The 19,816-nt window shown below is 63.1% G+C and carries 20 protein-coding genes and 1 tRNA gene; 11 read left to right on the top strand and 10 right to left on the bottom strand.

The window, feature by feature from the left end; all coding sequences use genetic code 11:
• Positions 1-2 precede the first annotated feature (2 nt).
• Entirely contained in the window at positions 3-584 is a 582-nt protein-coding gene (locus tag ACZ51H_RS05860; RefSeq protein ID WP_464802745.1) for a nucleotidyltransferase family protein, read from the bottom strand.
• 193 nt (positions 585-777) lie between these two features.
• On the opposite strand from ACZ51H_RS05860, the gene folE reads away from it, so the two are divergent.
• From folE to ACZ51H_RS05840, 4 genes are all read left to right on the top strand, one after another.
• Positions 778-1,386 (top strand): GTP cyclohydrolase I FolE, encoded by a 609-nt coding sequence (gene folE, locus ACZ51H_RS05855; RefSeq protein WP_449473122.1) that lies wholly within the window; start codon positions 778-780, stop codon positions 1,384-1,386.
• On the top strand, positions 1,383-2,219 hold the full coding sequence (locus tag ACZ51H_RS05850) for an SDR family oxidoreductase (RefSeq protein WP_449473120.1): 837 nt from the start codon (positions 1,383-1,385) through the stop codon (positions 2,217-2,219). The genes folE and ACZ51H_RS05850 overlap by 4 nt, the downstream gene beginning before the upstream one ends.
• A 53-nt stretch (positions 2,220-2,272) precedes the next feature.
• Entirely contained in the window at positions 2,273-3,049 is a 777-nt protein-coding gene (locus ACZ51H_RS05845; protein ID WP_464802744.1) for an enoyl-CoA hydratase-related protein, read from the top strand.
• A 568-nt stretch (positions 3,050-3,617) separates the two neighbouring features.
• Positions 3,618-3,911 (top strand): hypothetical protein, encoded by a 294-nt coding sequence (locus ACZ51H_RS05840; protein WP_464802743.1) that lies wholly within the window; start codon positions 3,618-3,620, stop codon positions 3,909-3,911.
• A gap of 22 nt (positions 3,912-3,933) precedes the next feature.
• On the opposite strand, the gene ACZ51H_RS05835 is transcribed toward ACZ51H_RS05840, so the two are convergent.
• The 4 genes from ACZ51H_RS05835 to ACZ51H_RS05820 form a co-directional block, all read right to left on the bottom strand.
• Positions 3,934-4,009: transfer RNA gene (locus ACZ51H_RS05835), tRNA-Thr, on the bottom strand.
• A gap of 30 nt (positions 4,010-4,039) precedes the next feature.
• A complete protein-coding gene (locus tag ACZ51H_RS05830; RefSeq protein ID WP_464802742.1) occupies positions 4,040-4,900 on the bottom strand; it encodes a hypothetical protein in 861 nt (286 codons plus the stop codon).
• Between the two features lie 16 nt (positions 4,901-4,916).
• Positions 4,917-6,236: a replication-associated recombination protein A gene (locus ACZ51H_RS05825; RefSeq protein WP_464802741.1), complete on the bottom strand. Its 1,320-nt coding sequence runs from the start codon at positions 6,234-6,236 to the stop codon at positions 4,917-4,919.
• Positions 6,237-6,263: 27 nt separating this feature from the next.
• Positions 6,264-7,442 (bottom strand): glycosyltransferase family 4 protein, encoded by a 1,179-nt coding sequence (locus ACZ51H_RS05820; protein WP_464772453.1) that lies wholly within the window; start codon positions 7,440-7,442, stop codon positions 6,264-6,266.
• A 120-nt stretch (positions 7,443-7,562) separates the two neighbouring features.
• Here ACZ51H_RS05820 and ACZ51H_RS05815 point away from each other — a divergent pair, with 120 nt between their 5' ends.
• The 3 genes from ACZ51H_RS05815 to rnr all read left to right on the top strand — a co-directional run bounded on the left by ACZ51H_RS05815 (position 7,563) and on the right by rnr (position 10,893).
• Complete coding sequence (locus ACZ51H_RS05815; protein WP_196225914.1) at positions 7,563-7,781, top strand: hypervirulence associated TUDOR domain-containing protein; 219 nt, start codon at positions 7,563-7,565, stop codon at positions 7,779-7,781.
• Between the two features lie 42 nt (positions 7,782-7,823).
• Complete coding sequence (locus ACZ51H_RS05810; protein WP_464802740.1) at positions 7,824-8,474, top strand: MOSC domain-containing protein; 651 nt, start codon at positions 7,824-7,826, stop codon at positions 8,472-8,474.
• A 67-nt stretch (positions 8,475-8,541) separates the two neighbouring features.
• A complete protein-coding gene (gene rnr / locus ACZ51H_RS05805; protein WP_464772451.1) occupies positions 8,542-10,893 on the top strand; it encodes a ribonuclease R in 2,352 nt (783 codons plus the stop codon).
• 171 nt (positions 10,894-11,064) lie between these two features.
• Here the strand turns inward: rnr and ACZ51H_RS05800 are convergent, their stop codons facing one another.
• Positions 11,065-11,520, bottom strand: a complete 456-nt coding sequence (locus tag ACZ51H_RS05800; protein ID WP_460985984.1) for a universal stress protein — start codon at positions 11,518-11,520, stop codon at positions 11,065-11,067.
• Between the two features lie 208 nt (positions 11,521-11,728).
• Between ACZ51H_RS05800 and ACZ51H_RS05795 the strand changes: the two genes are divergently transcribed.
• From ACZ51H_RS05795 to ACZ51H_RS05780, 4 genes are read left to right on the top strand one after another with little or no spacing between them, the layout of a single operon-like run.
• Positions 11,729-12,997, top strand: a complete 1,269-nt coding sequence (locus ACZ51H_RS05795; RefSeq protein WP_464802739.1) for a pyruvate dehydrogenase complex dihydrolipoamide acetyltransferase — start codon at positions 11,729-11,731, stop codon at positions 12,995-12,997.
• Positions 12,997-13,413 (top strand): acyl-CoA thioesterase, encoded by a 417-nt coding sequence (locus ACZ51H_RS05790; protein ID WP_449473104.1) that lies wholly within the window; start codon positions 12,997-12,999, stop codon positions 13,411-13,413. Before ACZ51H_RS05795 ends, ACZ51H_RS05790 begins: the two co-directional genes overlap by 1 nt.
• A 5-nt stretch (positions 13,414-13,418) precedes the next feature.
• Entirely contained in the window at positions 13,419-14,816 is a 1,398-nt protein-coding gene (lpdA, locus tag ACZ51H_RS05785) for a dihydrolipoyl dehydrogenase (RefSeq protein WP_464802738.1), read from the top strand.
• Positions 14,794-15,567 (top strand): phosphatase PAP2 family protein, encoded by a 774-nt coding sequence (locus tag ACZ51H_RS05780; RefSeq protein WP_464802737.1) that lies wholly within the window; start codon positions 14,794-14,796, stop codon positions 15,565-15,567. Before lpdA ends, ACZ51H_RS05780 begins: the two co-directional genes overlap by 23 nt.
• Here the strand turns inward: ACZ51H_RS05780 and ACZ51H_RS05775 are convergent.
• From ACZ51H_RS05775 to ACZ51H_RS05760, 4 genes are all read right to left on the bottom strand, one after another.
• Positions 15,529-16,977, bottom strand: a complete 1,449-nt coding sequence (locus ACZ51H_RS05775) for a DUF2142 domain-containing protein (RefSeq protein WP_464802736.1) — start codon at positions 16,975-16,977, stop codon at positions 15,529-15,531. The two genes, ACZ51H_RS05780 and ACZ51H_RS05775, sit on opposite strands and share 39 nt — an antisense overlap.
• 231 nt (positions 16,978-17,208) lie before the next feature.
• Positions 17,209-18,153 (bottom strand): hemolysin family protein, encoded by a 945-nt coding sequence (locus ACZ51H_RS05770; protein WP_464802735.1) that lies wholly within the window; start codon positions 18,151-18,153, stop codon positions 17,209-17,211.
• 8 nt (positions 18,154-18,161) lie between these two features.
• Positions 18,162-18,674, bottom strand: a complete 513-nt coding sequence (gene ybeY, locus ACZ51H_RS05765) for an rRNA maturation RNase YbeY (protein ID WP_464802734.1) — start codon at positions 18,672-18,674, stop codon at positions 18,162-18,164.
• Positions 18,675-18,724: 50 nt separating this feature from the next.
• Positions 18,725-19,729: a PhoH family protein gene (locus ACZ51H_RS05760; protein ID WP_464802733.1), complete on the bottom strand. Its 1,005-nt coding sequence runs from the start codon at positions 19,727-19,729 to the stop codon at positions 18,725-18,727.
• Positions 19,730-19,816 lie beyond the last annotated feature (87 nt).

Raw genomic sequence — 19,816 nt, 5'->3', positions numbered from 1 at the left:
GGCTATCCCTGCGGCAGGTCGTCCGGCGTGTCGATATCGACGAGCGAACTGCTCATCGCTTCGATCTGAAGCCCTCGGCTTAACAGCGCCCTAGCTCCCTGATCACCGCGCAGGGTCAGCAACTCGGGAAAATGCTTTCGTCCGATGAAGGCGGGCGGCGAGGAAGAAAAACCATCCGTACTCGCTACCACCGACCGCACATCCTCCGCCGCCAGGCATATCCGGTTATAATGCGACTGCGGCACATAGGGCATGTCGGCCAGGCAGATGAGAATGCCCCGACAGCGCCTGATCGGCATGACATGGTTCACGGCCAGCACGATACTGCTCGCCAGCCCTTCTTCAGGCTTGTCATTGACCAATATGCTGTAGCCACGCCTCTCCAGTTTCCGGTGAATATCGGGAGCATCCCCGATCGGCCGCGTCACCGCCACCAGTTCGGCGAAGGCGAGGGAGGCGACGGCTTCCAATGTATGGGCAACGACCGGCTTGCCATTGAGGTCGGCCATCAGCTTGTCATCCTCACCGAAGCGCGACGACGTCCCGGCGGCCAGCAACACGGCTGCGATCCGTTCAGTTCGCACGCTTCAGCCTTGCTGCCGTGGATGGGGGACGGGCGACGGGACGGCCATGCTTATCGGATCGGCTTCTTGTGATGCGCGTTGATGTGCCACCCGGCATGACCCCTGTCCATAGCATAGGTAAAGGGGGCTGGCGTTCCGCAAACATAGCCGCCATATGCGCCCTGAACAAAGATAATGAGGAGTAGTGTCGGCCATGGACTATGATCCCGATGCCGAGGCTGTAGGCGAAGCGACAAAGGAAGCGGTGCCCGTCGATGTGGCAGATGCTATCCGCACGTTGATCCGCTGGTCGGGCGACAATCCGACGCGAGAAGGCCTGCTCGAAACCCCAGAACGCGTCGCGCGTGCGTGGCGCGAATATTGCCGTGGCTATGGCGATGATCCGGCCTATCATCTGTCGCGCATCTTCCACGAAGTGGGCGGCTATGACGATATCGTGCTGCTCAAGGACATACCGTTCCAGTCGCATTGCGAACATCATATGGCGCCGATCATCGGCCGCGCGCATATCGCCTATCTGCCCGGCAAATATGTGGTCGGCATTTCAAAGCTGGCGCGCGTTCTGCACGCCTTCGCCAACCGCCTTCAGGTTCAGGAGCGCCTGACCGCCGAAGTCGCCAACTGCATCTGGGAACATCTGAAGCCTCAGGGCGTGGCCGTCGTGATCGAAGCGACGCATGGTTGCATGACCGGGCGGGGCGTTCGCACTCCCAATGTGCTCATGAAAACCAGTCGCATGCTCGGCGTATTCCGCGAGGACGAAAAAAGTCGCGAGGAAGTGCTGAAGCTCATCGAATCGTGAGCGGCGAGGAAACACCCGCTTACCGGCCCCTTGGCGGCGCGCGCGGGCAGGCCGAAGGACCGCTGCCGCTGGCGAACAAGCGCTTGGCGCTGATCACCGGCGGCCACAGGCGGCTGGGCGGCGTCATTGCCGCCGGGTTCGCGCGTGTCGGCTATTCGCTCGCCATTCACGGCAGCCATGATACCCGGCTGGACTCGGCGCTTGCCCTGACGCTCGATGAAAATGGCACGGAATGGGACGGCTTCACCGCCGACTTCTCTGATCCTGAAAGCGCCGAGGAACTCGTCGCCAAGGTCGCCGAACGCTTCGGTCGTCCGCCCGACATATTGGTGAACAGCGCCGCGATTTTCGGTCAGGACCGGCTGGACAATGTCTCCGCCGACGATCTGATGCGGCATTATGCCGTCAACTGCGCCGCGCCCGCGTTACTCACAAAATCGTTTGCAACCATACCGGCCGGGGTGGCGGATCGGTGCATCATCAATATCCTTGATCAGCGGATCGATCATCCGCACGCCGATCAGCTGGCCTATACCTTGTCGAAGTCGGCGCTGGCGGGGCTGACCCGCCTTTCCGCCGCCAGCCTCGCTCCGCATATCCGGGTCAACGCAGTCGCGCCCGGCCTCACCATCGCCACGCCCGATTATGATGAGGCGCAGATGGAAAGGCTGCAATCGGCCATGCCGCTTGGCCGCTTGCCGCTGGCCGAACAGATTGCGGAAGCGGTTCTCTATCTGGCGCAGGCGAGCGCCGTCACCGGGCAAACGCTTTATGTCGACGGTGGCGCACATATGCGCAGCTACGACCGCGACTTCATGCATATGGGAAGGTGATCGGCGGCGGTTGTTGCTGCCCCGCTGCACCACAGATTTGAAGGAAAATGACGATGAGCTTCGAAACGATTTTGGTCGAACAGCGCGAAGCGGTGACGCTGGTCACGCTGAACCGTCCGCAGGCGCTGAACGCACTCAACACGCAAGTTCTGGCGGACCTGAGCGCCGCTTTCGCGGTCTATGACGCTGATCCCTCGCAACTGTGTCTCGTGCTGACGGGTAGCGAAAAAGCCTTCGCCGCAGGCGCGGACATCAAGGAGATGGTCAGCAAGGAAGTCGCCGACTTCTTCCTGGAGGACTTCTTCTCCGGCTGGCAAAAACATGTGGTGGCGACGCGCAAGCCGTGGATCGCCGCTGTCGCGGGCTTCGCGCTGGGCGGCGGCTGTGAACTGGCCATGATGGCCGACTTCATCATCGCGGCAGACACGGCCAAATTCGGTCAGCCGGAAATCAAGCTTGGCGTCGCACCCGGCATGGGCGGGTCGCAGCGCCTGACCAAGGCGGTCGGCAAGGCGAAGGCGATGGAAATGTGCCTCACCGGCCGCATGATGGGCGCGGAGGAAGCCGAGCGTTCGGGCCTCGTGTCGCGCATCGTACCGACGGCGGAGCTGCTGGATGACGCGCTCAAGACCGCGGCGGCGATCGCTGCCATGCCGCCCATGGCGACCATGGTGAACAAGGAAATGGTGAACCTCGCCTTCGAAACCATGCTGGAGCAGGGGCTACTGACCGAAAGGCGTCTGTTCCAGCTGCTCACCGCCACGGAAGATCGGGAAGAGGGCATGACCGCCTTCGTTGAGAAGCGCCCGGGCGTGTGGAAGGGCCGCTAACCGGCGCGAAAAAATATCCACACTTATCCACAGCTTTAGACAGAGGCTGTCGCTGAACCGTCAGATTCCGCTTTGAACGACTCACATTTGGTGAGACCTTCGGGTTGTCGAAACGAAAGAAGAAACGGAGAAATCCGGATCATCAAATCGGCGATCATATCAAAGATTTGACTGACGTTTCGGTCATCGGGCTGAAATTGGAACTGCAAGGTTCGAATGGAAACTGATGGTCTTCTAAAGACCCTGTCATGCACGCGCGAAAGCGAACGTCGGACGGGGAATTTTGAAGACAGCTGCGGAATATGGCGAATAGCCGGACAGCCGGAGCAGACACGATGCCAAACCTTCTCGGTAGAAGCATCGCGCGCCGAGTCCGATGATCGCATCCTGAAAGGGAAGCGGATCCGGGACACGACGGAAGTGGGGACCGACAGCGATGTCGGCCCCCATTTTGCTTTTGGGCCGCCCTGCGCCGGTCCACATTATCCAAAAGTCTATGTCTCTTTATTGCCAATCCATCGGCGCGGCTCTTCTGTACTCTATGAGGTGGATAGAGAAGGATCGCATCATGGATGACCAGCTGAATTCGTCGGTAACGGAGGACAGGCGCAATTTTCTGAAGACCTGCGGCAGGTTTGCGGCAACGGTCCCGCCCGCCATGACCATCCTTTTATCCACTTCACTAAGCTCCGAAGCCATCGCCGCATCCAGCGGCGGTGGGGGCGGAGGCGACCGAGGCCCCAGGGACAGCGGCCCCAAGCCCGGCCCCGATTCCACGCCCAAATATGGCTCACTCGACACTGGGATAAAGACAGTGGAAGTGCGGCGGGATAAACCGGAAAATAAGAAGGTTGGTCTCTAAAACAGCTGCCCTGCAAGAGCGATGGTGCCGGCTAGAGGGTTCGAACCCCTGACCCCCTGATTACAAATCAGGTGCTCTACCAACTGAGCTAAGCCGGCACGTCGTTTGGACGGAAAAGCGCCTTACTATCAGATGACACCGAACGTCCAGCCCTCCGTTGCGGCAATATGCGGATTGAGCGCGGGTGGGGTCCAGATGCCCGGACTTGGCGCGACGTTGCGCATCCATGCGGCAGTGACGATCGCGTCCGCGCCATGATCATCCGGCGGCAATCCCTCATAGGGCTGGGAGCCGAGCGCGGATAGCGCATCGTCCAAAGCGCCAAGATCACGCATCTTCGTCCGCCCCTTGGGCCGCCCCGCCGCCCGCGCCGCGATGCTGGTATAAATCTCCACCACCAGCGACCCGTCGCGCGGCGCCGGGTCGAATGGCCAGACGGGAACATGATCCCGCACATGATGGAGCAGGCGCATCCCCGCAAAGCTCGCCTTCGCCACCTGAGCCGCGCCGATCGCGTCATAGACGGTGGACGGCTTGCCCCCACCGCCCGCATTATAATGCGCTTCGCACACCCGGTTGTGCATGAAGTCGGCTTTCACTCCGTCCGCCTTGCCGAAGTAGAAATGGCGGCGATGCGTGACGTGCAGCAGGCTGCCCGCACCCAGATCGGGATCGTCGCAAACGCTATCCACATAGGCCCAGAAGTCAGGCCCCGTCACCGGCACCTCATCGCCGGGCAGATACGCCTCCCGCGCCACGAAGGGCGGCGCAAAGCTGAAATCGAACCCAAACAGCGTCGGCCCCTCCGCAGCCGCCGCGATCAGCCATTGCGCCACCGCCGAACGCGACCAGAAACCGCCGTCTTTCGGATGGATCAGCCGGGGAACTGCATCACCACGCTCGCACAGCGCCACCGCTATCCCCTTATGCCGTACACCCTTCGCGCCTGACCAGTCGATCGCGGCATATCGGGCGAAGCGCGGTGTCATGAATGCGACCGCCCCCTCAGTCGCCGCCGCGCTCGGCCCGCAGCTTGTCCCAATAAGCCATGCGCTCGGCTATGCGCGCCTCGAACCCGCGATCGGTCGGGGCAAAGAAAGTCTGAGCCTCCATCTCCTCGGGCCAATAATTGTCCCCGGAAAAGCCCTCAGCGCTGTTATGATCATATTGATAGCCCTTGCCATAGCCGATGGTCTTCATCAGCCGGGTAGGGGCGTTCAGGATATTCTTCGGCGGCATTAGCGATCCGGTATCGCGCGCCGATTTCCACGCCGCCTTCATCGCTGCATAGGCTGCATTGGATTTGGGAGCCGTCGCGCAATAAAGACAAGCCTGAACGATCGCGAGTTCCCCTTCAGGACTCCCCAGAAAGTCATAGCTATCCTTGGCCGCAAGGCACTGCACCAGCGCCTGCGGGTCGGCAAGTCCAATATCCTCGCTCGCAAAGCGCACCAGCCGACGTAGTACGTAAAGCGGCTGCTCCCCCGCCGTCAGCATCCGCGCCAGATAATAGAGCGCCGCCTGTGGGTCCGATCCGCGCAACGCCTTATGCAGCGCCGAGATGAGGTTGTAATGCCCCTCCCGATCCTTGTCATAGACCGCCATGCGCCGGTGCAGCAGCGCCGACAGCCCAGCAGGATCGAGCGGCTCGCCAATATCGATCGAATACAGCGTCTCGACCTGATTGAGCAGGAACCGCCCATCACCATCCGCGCTAGCCAGCAAGGCATCCCGCGCCGCCGCAGTAAGTGGCAAAGGCCGCTGCGTGATCGCCTCTGCCCGCTCCAGCAACAGCTCCAGCGCGGCAGCATCCAGCCGGTGCAGGATCAGCACCTGCGCCCGCGACATCAACGCCGCGTTCAATTCAAAACTGGGGTTCTCCGTGGTCGCCCCGACCAGCGTCACGGTCCCATCCTCGACAAAGGGCAGGAAGCTGTCCTGCTGCGCCCGGTTGAATCGATGAATCTCATCCACGAACAGCAAAGTCTTGTCCCCGCGCCGGGCATGCTCCTTCGCCGCCGCAAAGACCTTCTTGAGGTCAGCGACGCCCGAAAACACTGCGGAGATCGGCTCGAACCGCATATCCACCGCGTCGGCCAGCAGCCGCGCGATCGTCGTCTTGCCCGTACCCGGAGGCCCCCACAGGATGATGGACGAAAGCCGCCCAGCCGCCACCATCCGCCCGATCGCGCCTTCCGGCCCGGTCAGATGCTCCTGTCCCACGACATCGGCCAAAGTACGCGGCCGCAGGCGGTCGGCCAGCGGGGCATTCTCCCCGGCATCACCGGGCTCGTTCACGGCATCGGAAGCAAAAAGATCGACCATCGCCCCGATATAGGCAGAGTGCGCGGTTTAAGGAACCGGGCTGGAGCGCAACCTCGCGCCGTGCGTCCGCTGGCGAATCACGCGGACATAGGTATCGACCAGCGCTTGATTCACCTGATCCCATCCATATCGCTCCGCCTCCGCCATCGCGGCAGCCCCGGCATCGGCCCGCGCATGAGGATCGGTGCAATAGCTCGCCAACGCATCGGCAAAGGCCCCGATCGCCCCCGGACGGATCAGGCGGCCCGTCACGCCCTCGGTGACAAGGCTCTCACTACCCGTCGCCCGCGCCGCCACCGTGGGAAGCGCACAAGCCATCGCCTCCAGCGTCACATTGCCGAACGTCTCGGTGATCGAGGGATTGAAGAGCATATCCATGCTGGCGACCGCCCGGCCAAGCTCATCACCCTTCTGGAACCCGGTGAAAACAGCGTCCGGCAGCCGGTTCTGGAACCACTCCCGCGCGGGGCCTTCGCCGATGATCAGCACCTTGTGCCGCACATCGCGCATCTTCAACTGGTCGATCGCATCGGAAAAGACGTCCAGCCCCTTTTCCATCACCAGACGACCGATGAAGCCGATGACCGGCTGATCATCCTCTATCCCGAGCGACCGCCGCCACGCCATGTCGCGGCGTCCTGGATTGAAGATGTCCCGGTCGATCCCCCGCGTCCAGATGCCCACATCATAGCTCATCCGTTGTTCGCGAAGCAGCTGCGCCATGGACTCCGAAGGAGCGACGATGGCGTCGCAACGCCGGTAAAAGCGCCGCAGCATCGACTCGATCACAGGCTCGAGGAAAGCCAGCCCATAATAGCGCGGATAGGTCTCAAACCGCGTATGGACCGAAGCCACCGCCGGAAGCCCGCTGTTCCTCGCCCATGTCACCGCCCGGTGCCCCAAGGGGTCAGGGCTAGACACATGGACCAGATTGGGCCGAAACCGCTTCAGGTCGCGCCGGACATGCCCCGACATGCGATAGGGCACGCGATATTCCTTCCGCCCCGGTATCGCCAAGGACGGCGCGCTCACCAGATCGCCGGTCGGCTCGAAAGCGGGCGTCGCGACCGTCGGCGAATAGACGCGCACAGCCGCGCCCTGACGCAGCAAATAGCCCACAAAGCGGTTGAGCGCCTGGTTCGCGCCATCGCGCACATAATTGTAATTGCCGCTGAAGAGCGCGACGCGAAGGCCAGTAACGTCCATCTGCCGCCCCTTAACCCAGCCAAATGAAAAACCCAAGGGAACCGCATCCGCAACCGGGATTTTTGTGGCCATGACCATATCGAAACGCCGCCATGATGTCGCGGCAGGAGAAGGATGAAGATGTCCGAAGCTTTCCGCAGGGGGATGCGCGTTAAGTGGAATTGGGGGCAGGGCGTAGGCCGTGGACGCGTGGCCGAACGGTTCGACCGCCATGTCGAAAAGACGATCGAAGGTGCACTGATCCGCCGCAATGGAACGGCGAAGAACCCCGCCTATCTCGTCCAAACCGACAGCGGCAGCGAAGTATTGAAACTGGCGTCGGAATTAAGCCGCGCCTGACCCCCTCTCGCCAATTTTCCGCGCCGCTGCCATAGGGGCGGAATGGCTGAGCATCTTACCATCGAGGCGTTGCTGACGGGCACGCCCATGCCCTTTCGCGACAGCGACTATAGCGCCATTGCGAAACGGCCTGTGGACGGCGTCGTTCGGATCGGATGGCAGGGGCTTGAAGGGGATTCCGTCGCCGACCCTGTCCACCATGGCGGGTGGGACAAGGCAATCCACCTCTACCCCCAGGACCATTATGATTGGTGGCGCGAACGCAAGCCCGACCACACGTTGCTGCAGGCCCCCGGCGCTTTCGGCGAAAACATTGCCTCGCTGGGCATGACGGAGGAGGAAATCTGCCTCGGCGACCGCTTCTCGCTCGGCAGCGCGCTGGTAGAGGTCAGCCATGGACGCCAACCCTGCTGGAAGCTCGACCACCGCTTCGGCTCACGCGACATACTGGCCACCATCGTGAAAACCGGCCGCGCGGGTCTCTATTTCCGCGTGCTGCGCGAAGGGGAGGCGGAAGCGAAAGGGCGCATGGAACTGCTCGACCGTCCGTTACATGAATGGCCCATAGCCCGCGTCTTTCGCCTGCTGATCGGCGGGCGGCACAAGGTGGAACCCGATGCTGTCCGGGCGCTGGCGGGCATGCCCGTCCTGGCGGAGGTTTGGCGTGACCGCGCCCGTAAGTTGGTGGAATAGCGGGCAGCACCGCAAATCTCGGTCAAGCCATCTGGTATGCCGCTTGGGCCTTCCCTATAGCTGATCCATGGCATCGACCCAAAAGCAGAAGAAACCCGAAAAAGTCCGGCCCGCCGGCTTCCCCACTCGTGATCAGGTGATGGAATTCGTCACCTCCTCCGATCAGCCCGCAGGCAAGCGGGAAATCGCCAAAGCCTTCGGCCTCAAGGGGCAGGAAAAGATCGCGCTGAAAGCGTTGCTGAAGGATATGGCCGACGAAGGGCTGCTGGACATCGGCCCCGCGCGCGCCTTCCACAAAATGGGCGGCGTGCCAAAGGTCACCGTCCTGCGCATCGTCGATGTCGACGGCACCACCCTCATCGCCACGCCCGAGCGCTGGGAAGCCGAAGGCCAGCCCGCGCCGCGCCTCCGTGTAATGGAACGCGGCAAAAGGGGCGCGCTGACCATCGGCGACCGCATCCTCGCCCGCACGGAAGAGGCCGGACGCGGCTGGGTCGCCCACCCGATGAAGAAGCTCGCCAAGGCGACCGAGGAACTGCTTGGCGTGGTGGAAGCGGGGGAGGGCGGCAAGCTGTGGCTACGCCCCGTCGACAAGCGCATCCGCAAGGACACGCCGATCAGCGACGCGGGCAATGCCAGCCCCGGCGATCTCGTTCTGGCCGAACCCGTAGGTCGCCCGCCGCGCATCAGTGCCCGCGTAACCGATATATTGGGCGATCCCTTCGCGCCCCGCAGCTTCAGCCTCATCGCGATCCACAAATATGGCATTCCGCACGTCTTCCCTGAAAAGGTAGAGGATGAGGCTGTCGCCGCTTCGAACATCGCCCTGAATGAGGACAAGCGCGAGGATTTGCGCCACCTGCCCATCGTCGCGATAGACCCCGTCGATGCACGCGACCATGACGACGCCGTCTGGGCCGCACCGGACGAAGACCCCGCCAATCCCGGCGGCTATCGCGCCATCGTCGCCATCGCCGACGTCAGCTACTATGTCCGCCCCGGTAGCGCGCTCGACAAGGAAGCCCGCAAGCGCGGCAACAGCGTCTATTTCCCCGACCTCGTCGTCCCCATGCTGCCGCACCAGCTGTCATCCGACATGTGCTCGCTCCGCGCCGGACAGGACCGCGCAGCCATGGCCTGCCACCTCACCATCGACGCATCCGGCAAGGTCACCGCCTGGCACTTCACCCGCGCCTTCATCCGCGTCGCCGCCGTCCTGGCCTATGAAGACGCTCAAGCCGCAATCGACGGCACATCTCCCCTCCCGCAAGCGGGAGGGGCCGGGGGTGGGCAAGGCGAAACCTCACCAAATCAACCCGACCTCCTCGAAACCGCCCTAAAACCCCTCTGGTCCTGCTGGAAACTCCTACGCAAAGCCCGCGACAAGCGCGACCCGCTAGCCCTCGACCTCCCCGAACGCCGCGTCGTCCTCGATGAAAATGGCAAGATCGTCAGCGTCGCCGTCCGCGAACGGCTCGACGCGCATATGCTGATCGAAGATTATATGATCGCCGCCAACGTCGCCGCCGCCAAGGCGCTGGAAGGTAAGAAGGCCCCCGTCATGTACCGCGTCCACGAACCGCCCAGCCGTGACAAGCTGGTCGCGCTCAAGGACTATCTCGCGACCTTCGACATCGACTTCGCGCTGGGGCAGGTCATCAAGCCCTCAACCTTCAATCGCCTGATCGACCGCATCGGCGAGGCGGAGGAAAAGCCCCAGATCATGGAGCAGATCCTGCGCAGCCAGACCCAGGCCTATTACAGCCCCGCGAATATGGGCCATTTCGGCCTCGCGCTCGGCTCCTATGCGCATTTCACCTCGCCCATCCGCCGCTACGCCGACTTGCTGGTCCACCGCGCGCTCGTCGGCGGCTACAAGCTCGAACTCCCCGCGCCCAAGGGTGGCGCGCTGCCGGACCGCACCTCGCTCAGCGCCGACGATCATGAAAATATGGGCCGCGTCGGCGAGATGATCAGCCAGCATGAACGCCGCGCGATGGAGGCGGAGCGGGAGACGATCGACCGCTATGTCGCCGCCTTTCTCGCTGCTCATGTCGGCGAAATGGTCAACGCACGCATCACGGGCGTGCAAAATTTCGGCTTCTTCGCGACGGTGGAGGGGCTTGGCGGCGATGGCCTCGTCCCGGTGTCCACTATGGGCGACGAACGCTTCTTCTTCGACGAAGCAGGCCGCGCGCTGGAAGGCGTGGAGAGCGGCGACCGCTACACCGTCGGCCAGCATCTCCAGCTACGCCTTGCCGAAGCCGACCCGATCAACGGCTCGCTGCGCTTCGAACTCCCCGACGCCCCACCGCAACGGCCGAGCTTCAAGAAGGACAGAACACGTCCCGGCGCGAAACGCGGCCGCCCCGCAAACATCCGGCACATGGGCGCAAAACGCGGCAAGCACCGCCGCTGAGACTTATTCCAATCCCTCTTTTGCGCACCACCTAACCCCGTTCGCCCTGAGCCTGTCGAAGGGCTTTCCTTTCTAAAAAGAAGTAGAACCGTTGGCTATCGCCGCCCTTCGGGTCGACAGGCTCAGGGCGAACGGAAATAGGAGGCGGTGCCAATCTCTAAAGCATAAACCTTAGCTCAGCCGGTCAATCGCCTCCGCACTCAACCCACCGGGAATGACCATGATAGGGCAGGGCAACTTCCCCGCGTCCGCCCCCGCAAAGTGCGACACCAGCGCGCCCGGATGCCCGCTCGCCGCCGCGCCCAGCACCAATGCCGCGACATCGGGCATCTCATCCAGCGTCTCGCGCACCAGCGCCACCGCGTCACCCTGTCGCACGGTAATGCTCGGGCGAATACCGGACTCCTCGGTCAGCGTACCCGCCGCGCTGGTAACGAGCGCCTCGGCCCGCTGCCGCGCTTCATCCTCCATCGTCGCCTGTACCCCGCCCCACTGCACGAACTCGGCGGGCGGCACGAGCGCGAGGATGCGGATAGACCCTGCCGTCTTCGCCGCGCGCCGGGCCGCGAAACGCAGCGCCGTCTCCGCCTCCGGCGATTCGTCCACTACAACCAGATAAGTCCGCATAGCTCCCGCACCCCACGCCAAAATGGGCAGCTTGGTCTCCCGCTGCCTTCCTGTCTGAACCCATCTGGTAAATTATGAACCAGTCTGGTGAAATGTGGCGGATTATCGCCCAAGGCGCAAGCCACGCCCTTGACCCTCCCGCGCAAAGGGTCAAAACGGCATTCAACGCTTACCCGCCCGGCCGGGAAAAGAAGAGAGGCCTTCACGCATGAGCAAGAAAATCCAGATGCCCGCCTTGTCTCCCACGATGGAAGAGGGGACGCTGGCTAAATGGCTGGTGAAGGAAGGCGATACCGTGTCGTCGGGCGATCTGCTCGCCGAGATCGAGACGGACAAGGCCACGATGGAATTTGAAGCCGTGGACGAAGGCAAGATCGCCAAAATCCTCGTCTCCGAAGGCTCCGAAGGCGTGAAGGTCGGCACGGTCATCGCCATTATCGCCGAAGAAGGCGAAGACCTCGCGCAAGCAGCTGAAGGCGGCTCGGCTCCCGCCCCCAAACCAGCCGCCGCCGCGCCAAAGGCCGACCCCGTGCCCGCCAAGGCAGAAGCTCCCGCCCCCAAGGCGGAGACTGCACCCCAGTCCGGCGACCGCGTAAAGGCCAGCCCCCTGGCGCGCCGCATCGCCGAGGAAAAGGGCCTCGACCTCTCCAGCCTCACCGGCACCGGCCCCAACGGCCGCATCGTGAAGGCCGATCTGGAAGGCGCTTCGGCCAAGGCTCCGACCGCCGCCCCGGCTCCGGCCGCAGCAGCCCCGGCCCCTGCACCGGCCGCCGCGCAGGACTTCGGCATCCCGCACGAAGTCATCAAGCTCAGCGGCATGCGCAAGACCATCGCCCGCCGCCTCACCGAATCCAAGCAGCAGGTCCCGCACATCTACCTCACCGTCGATATTCAGCTCGACAAGCTGCTGAAGCTGCGCGGCGAACTCAACGCCGGTCTCGCCAGCCGCAATGTCAAGCTGTCCGTCAACGACCTCCTCATCAAGGCGCTTGGCGTCGCGCTCATCCAGGTCCCCGAATGCAACGTCCAGTTCGCGGGCGACCAGATGCTGCAATTCAGCCGCGCCGATATCAGCGTCGCCGTCTCGATCCCCGGCGGCCTCATCACCCCGATCGTGACCGGCGCGGACAGCAAGGGCGTCGCCGCCATCTCGAACGAGATGAAGGATCTCGCCACCCGCGCCAAGGACGGCAAGCTCAAGCCGGAAGAATATCAGGGCGGCACCGCTTCGCTCTCCAACATGGGCATGTTCGGCATCAAGCAGTTCGAAGCCGTCATCAACCCGCCCCAGGCCATGATCATGGCGATCGGCGCGGGCGAAAAGCGTCCCTTCGTCGTCGATGATGCACTCCAGATCGCGACCGTCATGTCCGCCACCGGCAGCTTCGACCACCGCGCCATCGACGGCTCGGACGGTGCGCGCTTGATGAAGGTGTTCCGCGAACTGATCGAAAACCCCCTCGGCATGCTCGCCTGATGCGCGCCGCCGACGAGCCGCCGCCGGAGGAAAGCCCGGCGGTACGCGTCATCGCCATGCCCGCCGATACCAATCCCTATGGGGATATTTTCGGCGGCTGGCTGATGAGCCTCATGGACTCAGCGGCGGGTTCGGTCGCCGCCCGCCACAGTAAGGGCCGCGCCGTGACCATCGCGGTCGAAGGCATGACCTTCCTCCGTCCGGTAGTCGTCGGCGACGAAGTTTCGGTCTTCGCCAAGCTCGCTTCGGTCGGCCGCACGTCGATGAAGATCGATGTCGAGGCATGGCGCCGCACCCGCCATGATGACCGCTCCTATCGCGTGACCCGCGCCACCTTCACCTTCGTGGCGATCGGTGAAGATCGCCAGCCCCGCACCGTCCCGCCCATGACGGCGGCTTCAGACAAGAGAGACTGAAATCCATGGCTGAAAATTACGACGTCATCGTTCTGGGTTCCGGCCCCGGGGGCTATGTGGCCGCGATCCGCGCGGCGCAACTGGGCCTCAAGACCGCCATTGTCGAGCGTGAGAATCTCGGCGGCATCTGCCTCAACTGGGGCTGCATCCCGACCAAGGCGCTGCTGCGCTCGGCGGAAATCTTTCACTATATGCAGCATGCGGGCGACTATGGCCTCGCCGCTGAAAAGATCAGCGCGGACATCGCCGCCGTCGTCAAACGCTCGCGCGGCGTCGCCAAGCAGCTCAATCAGGGCGTCACGCACCTGATGAAAAAGAACAAGATCACCGTCCACATGGGCGACGGCAAGCTCACCGGAAAAGGCAAGCTCTCTGTCACCAAGGACGGCAAGACCGAGGAACTGACGGCGAAGAACATTATCCTCGCCACCGGCGCCCGCGCCCGCGACCTGCCCGGCACCCCTGCCGATGGCAAGCGCGTCTGGACCTACCGTCACGCCATGACCCCGCCCGAAATGCCGACCAAGCTGCTGGTCATCGGCTCCGGCGCGATCGGCATCGAATTTGCGAGCTTCTACAATGACATGGGCGCGGACGTCACCGTGGTCGAAATGATGGACCGCGTCGTGCCCGTAGAGGATGCGGACGTCTCCGCCTTCCTCGAAAAGGCGCTCAAGAAGCAGGGCATGACCATCCTGACCAGCGCTGGCGTCAGCGATATTCAGGTCGGTGCCAACGGCATCAAGGCGAAGCTGAAGGACAAGGCGGGCAAGGAAAGCGCCGCTGAATTCAGCCACATGATCGTCGCAATCGGCATCGTCCCCAACACCGAAAATATCGGCCTCAAGGAACTGGGCGTCGCGATGGACGATCGCGGCTTCCTCAAAACCGACGAGATGTGCCGCACCAACATCGAAGGCCTCTGGGCAATCGGCGACATCACCGCCCCACCATGGCTCGCGCACAAAGCCAGCCATGAAGGCGTGATCACCGCCGAAGCCATTGCGTGCAAGCACCCCCATGCCATGGACCCGCGAAACATCCCCGGCTGCACCTATTGCCACCCGCAAATCGCCTCGGTCGGCCTCACCGAAGCCAAGGCGAAGGAAGCAGGCTATGAGGTAAAGGTCGGCATGTTCCCCTTCATCGGCAATGGCAAGGCGATCGCGCTCGGCGAAGCGGAAGGCTTCACCAAGACCGTGTTCGATGCGAAGACCGGCGAACTGCTCGGTGCGCATATGGTCGGCGCCGAAGTCACCGAGATGATCCAGGGCTATACCATCGGCAAGACGCTGGAAACGACCGAAGCGGAACTGATGCACACCGTCTTCCCGCATCCGACCATCTCGGAATCGATGCACGAAAGCGTGCTCGCCGCTTATGGGCGCGCGCTCCATATCTGATCGCCGCTCATGGCAAAGGGGCGCGGGGATATTTCTCCTCGCGCTCCTCGCCGTTCTGGCAATCGCGCTGCTCCAGCGATCCGGCTGGTTCGATCCACTGAACGTCGCTGCGATGAAGGCGGCGGGGGCGGGCAGGGCGGCCGCTCCGTGGGTCACGCCAGTCATGATGGCTGCGTCCATCATCGGCGACACGATCGGGCGATTGCTCATCATGGCCGCCGTGGCGATCGCATTGCTCTACCGCCGACAACGCCATGCCGCCCAATGGCTCGCCCTCGTCACGGTCGGCGGCACCTTCCTCAACACCGGCCTCAAGCAGATTTTCGCCGCTCCGCGCCCCGACCTGCTGCCGCACATCGACATCGTGCATAGCTACAGCTTCCCCAGCGGCCATTCCGCCGGGACCATGATCCTGTTCGGCGCGCTGGCGATGCTGAGGCGTTTGGAACCCGGTGCCCTACCATCACCGTTCGCCCTGAGCTTGTCGAAGGGCTTTCCTTCCTCTTTTAGTAAGAAGAGGGCTTCGACAAGCTCAGCCCGAACGGGATGGAGTAATCCAGGTAAAAAGCATCACACTCTCGCCTATCTCACCGCCGCCCTCATCATCGCCCTAATCGGCACCAGCCGCGTCTGGCTCGGCGTCCACTGGCCGACCGACGTCCTCGCCGGCTGGATCGAGGGCTTGGGCTGGCTATGCCTCTGCCGCTACTGGCTACCAGCGGGGCGAGGGCAGGATCAGCGCGTCGCTTAATCGCTCATGCGGCGGCATCCCATCGGCAGTGACGAAGCCATGCACCCAGAAGCTGTCATAGGCACTGCCCAGCGCAATCAGCAGCAACAGCAGCGCCGACCCTGCAAAGACCGGCCGCGCGGCTCGCAACCCCGCTTCCGGCATCATCGCCAGCAACACCAAAGGCAGCAGCGGCAGGAAATAACGCCCCTGCGTCCCCTGCACATAATCGGCCCCGAGCGGCGTGCCCGTCAGATACATGGCCGTCTCGATCAGCAAAGCTGTGCCGCCAGCCACAGCCAGCCACCACAGCCTTTGCGCCGCGCCGACCCGGACCCCCGATCCACTCAAAACAGCCGCTCCCAACATAACAGCCGCCAGCAGATAGGTGCCGAGCGGCAACAATATCGCATTCCACCCGAAGCGGCCGATAAGCTGCAACGCATAAACCGGCGACCGCTCGGCAATGCTGGACCCTAGCGTGCGAACATAGGCTGCCGGATCAGCCATGATGACCGCCAGCTGCGCACCAAGCGGCGCGGTCATGACATTCTCCCCCGTCTTGCGCGACACGATATGATAAAGCGCCTGACTGCCGCCGGACATCTTCATCCACAGAATGAAGACCACCGCTCCCAGCGCCATCGCGCCCAGCAGCAGCCATGGCCGCATGTCCCGCCGATGCTGCGGCCATTGCAGCCCCGCCGCCATCAGGGGGAGATACACCCCCTTGGCCAGCGCGAGCAGAGGCGCGGCAATCAGCAGCCCGGCCGATCGGGCCGGATTGCTACCCATTGCGGCAAGGCGCAAGGACAGCGCCAATCCCACAAAGCCCATTCCGTTGATCACGGCGTCGGGAGAGAGCGACCCTGTCTGATAACTGAATGTCGGCAACAATGCCGTCGCCAACAAGGCCCCGCGTCCAAAGGGCATCAGCCCGAACGCCACCGCCAGCAATATTAGCCCGGCCGTGGCATTGACCAACCGTCCCACATAGAAACTGCCCATGCGCGGCAGGTCCAGCGCTTCTCCAGCCCGCAGTCCAGCGGCCGAAGGCGCATAAAGCGTCGGTGCATAATTGGCGACGTTGGGAAAATCGGCAAAGGCAGTGCCCGGCCGCCCTGCGTCAGCCCTCCACGCCCGCTCCATCATCCCGCGATCAAAGCGCCGCGCCTCGCCCGTAACTTCGGTGGGAAAGTCGATCCCGTGCAGATCCAGCGCGGATCGCGGCAGCTCAGCCCCGATCTCCTCGCTCCGCTGCTCGGTCATGACCCGCCCATCCGCCAGCAGCAGCGCTTTCATATAATGCTGATTTTCGTCGGGTGCCTGAAAGGGGGGCGTAATCACCGCAAACGACAATGTAACGGCGCAGACCAGCGCCAGCAGCCAGCGCTCCAGTCTCGTCACCGGCACGGTAATGGGCGAAAGCATCGCCCGCTCCGAAGAAATCGATAGTCTTTCGTGCCGCACAAGCCGCTCCACCACAAAACCCTCTCCCTCGGGGGAGAGGGCAGGGAGAGGGGGCGGCGCAACATTCGTTGGACACACACCCTCTCCAAATCGCCTTCACCGGAAAGCAAGGCGGGCAGCAGCCTAACGATCAGCTCTTAACATTTCCCCAGCATTGCCCGCGCGTCTCCATCATTGCGCAGGCGTCCCGCTTCATTCGGCTTCATTTTCTTTTTCAGCGGGCGGATGGAGCCGCAGCCGCGTCACCCGGCGTCCATCGCTGCTCACGATTTCCAGCTTCCAGCCGCTCTGTTCATGATCCAATATTTCGCCAGCCTCGGGCACGCGCCCGGCAATGACAAAGGCAAGGCCGCCCAGCGTGTCGACATCTTCCTCGACATCGGCCAACCGCTCGTCAATCTCCTCGGCGACATCATCCAGCTCGGCGCGCGCGTCCGCTTCCCACAATCCGCCCTCCAGCGGAACGAGCAGGGCCTCGGGCGCATCATCATGCTCATCCTCGACGTCGCCGACGATTTCCTCGACCAGATCCTCGAACGTCAGCAGGCCCTCGGTCCCGGAATATTCGTCTAGCACGATGGCCAGATGGGTCCGCTTGGCCCGCATCTCCGCCAGCAGGTCGAGCGCGCCCATGCTCTCGGGCACATAAAGCGGCTGACGGATCAGAGGCTCCAGACTGTCTGGAACGGGCGATTTGCCCGCCAATATCGCAAAGGCGTCGCGGATGTGGACCATGCCGACGATGGTATCCAGCGTCTCGCGATAGACCGGAATGCGGCTGTGCCCCGCTTCGGCGAACAGCGCCGCCAGTTCGGCAAAGCTCGCGCGTTCCTCGATCGCGATGATGTCGGCGCGCGGCACCGCAACGTCATCGACCGTATGCTCGGAAAAATGCAGCAGGTTCCGAACCATCTGCCGCTCTATCGCGGATAGGTCGCCCTTGGCTGCGGCAGGCGCGCGTTCGTCCTGCGCATCCTCATCATAATCGTCGAGCGCCTCTTCCAGCTCGCGCCGCAGGCTGGGGCTCTCCTCCTCACCGAACAGCAGCGACTTCAGGCCGCTCCATAAACCGCCCTCGTGACTACTACTGTCCGATTCCTTTGAACCGTTGCCGTCCTTCGGACTGCCTTCAGCCATCGTTCTTCCTATTGTCCTGTCAGGCGATCCCCATAGGGATCGGAAATGCCAAGGCTCAGCAACGACTGCGTCTCCAACGCCTCCATCGCCTCTGCCTCGGCATCCTCCATATGATCATATCCCAGCAAATGGAAAGTCCCATGGATGATCAGATGGGTTGCATGTTCGGCCACCGTTATGCCTTTTTCCGCCGCCTCGGTGGCGCACACGCCCTCCGCCAGCACGATATCGCCCAGCAACACCTCGCCATCGTCGGTATTGCCGGTCCCTTCCAGCAGGTCGGACTGCACCATCGGAAAGGACAGGACGTTGGTCGGCTTGTCCTTGTCGCGATAGGCGCGGTTCAGCTGATGAACCTCCTCATCGTTGGTCAGCTTGACCGCGACCTCATACAGCGCCTGGTCCGAGGCGAAGGCCGCGTAGGGGCTGTGGGTGATCGCCGCTACGACCGCCCGCTGCGCCAGCAACTCCCAATCCTCACCCGGCCAGCCTTCATCATGAAGGACCGCAACTTCAATCATCCAAATAAGCTCCGTTCGTTTCGAGCGAAGTCGAGAAACAGGTTCGGCCCTTAAGCATCCGGCCCCTCATAAGCCTGCACGATCCGCCCCACGACCGGATGGCGCACGACATCGCCGATGCCGAACGGTACTATGGAAATGCCATCCACTCCCTCCAGCCGCGCGACCGCGTCCGCGAGGCCGGAAATCCCCGGCTGAGGCAGATCGACCTGACGCGGATCGCCGCAGATCACCATCCGGCTCCCTTCGCCAAAGCGGGTGAGGAACATCTTCATCTGCGCGATGGTCGTGTTCTGCGCCTCATCCAGCACGATGAAGGCGTTGGCCAGCGTCCGCCCGCGCATGAAGGCCAGCGGTGCGATCTCGATCTCCCCGCTCGCGATCCGCCGCTCCACCTGTTCGGCGGGCAGCGTGTCGTAGAGCGCATCGTAGATCGGCCGCAGATAGGGATCGACCTTCTCCTTCATGTCCCCGGGCAGGAATCCCAGCCGCTCGCCCGCCTCAACCGCAGGCCGTGACAGGATCAGCCGGTCGACGCTGCCCGTGATCAACTGGCTCACCGCCTGCGCGACGGCGAGGTAGGTCTTGCCCGTGCCTGCCGGACCCAGCGCGAAGATGATGTCGTTCCGGGTCAGCGCCTCCATATAGGTGACCTGCGTCGCCGAACGCGGCACGATCGTCTTCTTGCGCGTGCGGATCATCACCTTGGGCGGCTCGGCGACGTCATGGCGGATGATGCCGTCCAGCATCGGTTCGGCCGACATGGCGATCACCGCCTCGACCGCGCCGCTGTCAATCTCCTGCCCAGCCACGATCCGGTTGTAGAGGCCCGTCATCACGTCCCGCGCCCGCGCCGCCGCTTCAGCATCACCCTCGATCTGAAGCTTATTCCCCCGCGCCGCGATATAGACGCCCAGCCGGTTTTCGATCGCCACCAAATTCTGGTCATATTGCCCGAACAGCGCGCCCAACAAATGTGGCTTCTCGAAAGTCACTTCCAACCGCGCCCGTTCAGCAACGTCCACGCGATGATTTTGGTTCGGTTTCTTGGACATTCAGCAGCCTCCCTTTCCATCCGTCACAACCGCGCTGGCGGTTATCCATCTCCTGGTCTTCGATCCCGGTGGACAGGGTCGGAGATG

The sequence above is a fragment of the Sphingobium sp. TomMM15 genome (assembly GCF_055397045.1).
The sequence above is the reverse complement of the archived record's forward strand: the minus strand, read 5'-3'. Positions and strand labels throughout refer to the sequence as shown.

Bases quoted from the DNA above. Each gene is read 5' to 3' on its own strand.
- folE (WP_449473122.1), top strand. From the start codon at position 778: ATGGACTATGATCCCGATGCCGAGGCTGTAGGCGAAGCGACAAAGGAA.
- ACZ51H_RS05845 (WP_464802744.1), top strand. From the start codon at position 2,273: ATGAGCTTCGAAACGATTTTGGTCGAACAGCGCGAAGCGGTGACGCTG.
- ACZ51H_RS05840 (WP_464802743.1), top strand. From the start codon at position 3,618: ATGGATGACCAGCTGAATTCGTCGGTAACGGAGGACAGGCGCAATTTT.
- ACZ51H_RS05830 (WP_464802742.1), bottom strand. From the start codon at position 4,900: ATGACACCGCGCTTCGCCCGATATGCCGCGATCGACTGGTCAGGCGCG.
- ACZ51H_RS05825 (WP_464802741.1), bottom strand. From the start codon at position 6,236: ATGGTCGATCTTTTTGCTTCCGATGCCGTGAACGAGCCCGGTGATGCC.
- ACZ51H_RS05820 (WP_464772453.1), bottom strand. From the start codon at position 7,442: ATGGACGTTACTGGCCTTCGCGTCGCGCTCTTCAGCGGCAATTACAAT.
- ACZ51H_RS05815 (WP_196225914.1), top strand. From the start codon at position 7,563: ATGTCCGAAGCTTTCCGCAGGGGGATGCGCGTTAAGTGGAATTGGGGG.
- ACZ51H_RS05810 (WP_464802740.1), top strand. From the start codon at position 7,824: ATGGCTGAGCATCTTACCATCGAGGCGTTGCTGACGGGCACGCCCATG.
- rnr (WP_464772451.1), top strand. From the start codon at position 8,542: ATGGCATCGACCCAAAAGCAGAAGAAACCCGAAAAAGTCCGGCCCGCC.
- ACZ51H_RS05800 (WP_460985984.1), bottom strand. From the start codon at position 11,520: ATGCGGACTTATCTGGTTGTAGTGGACGAATCGCCGGAGGCGGAGACG.
- ACZ51H_RS05795 (WP_464802739.1), top strand. From the start codon at position 11,729: ATGAGCAAGAAAATCCAGATGCCCGCCTTGTCTCCCACGATGGAAGAG.
- ACZ51H_RS05790 (WP_449473104.1), top strand. From the start codon at position 12,997: ATGCGCGCCGCCGACGAGCCGCCGCCGGAGGAAAGCCCGGCGGTACGC.
- lpdA (WP_464802738.1), top strand. From the start codon at position 13,419: ATGGCTGAAAATTACGACGTCATCGTTCTGGGTTCCGGCCCCGGGGGC.
- ACZ51H_RS05780 (WP_464802737.1), top strand. From the start codon at position 14,794: ATGGGCGCGCGCTCCATATCTGATCGCCGCTCATGGCAAAGGGGCGCG.
- ACZ51H_RS05775 (WP_464802736.1), bottom strand. From the start codon at position 16,977: ATGCTTTCGCCCATTACCGTGCCGGTGACGAGACTGGAGCGCTGGCTG.
- ACZ51H_RS05770 (WP_464802735.1), bottom strand. From the start codon at position 18,153: ATGGCTGAAGGCAGTCCGAAGGACGGCAACGGTTCAAAGGAATCGGAC.
- ybeY (WP_464802734.1), bottom strand. From the start codon at position 18,674: ATGATTGAAGTTGCGGTCCTTCATGATGAAGGCTGGCCGGGTGAGGAT.
- ACZ51H_RS05760 (WP_464802733.1), bottom strand. From the start codon at position 19,729: ATGTCCAAGAAACCGAACCAAAATCATCGCGTGGACGTTGCTGAACGG.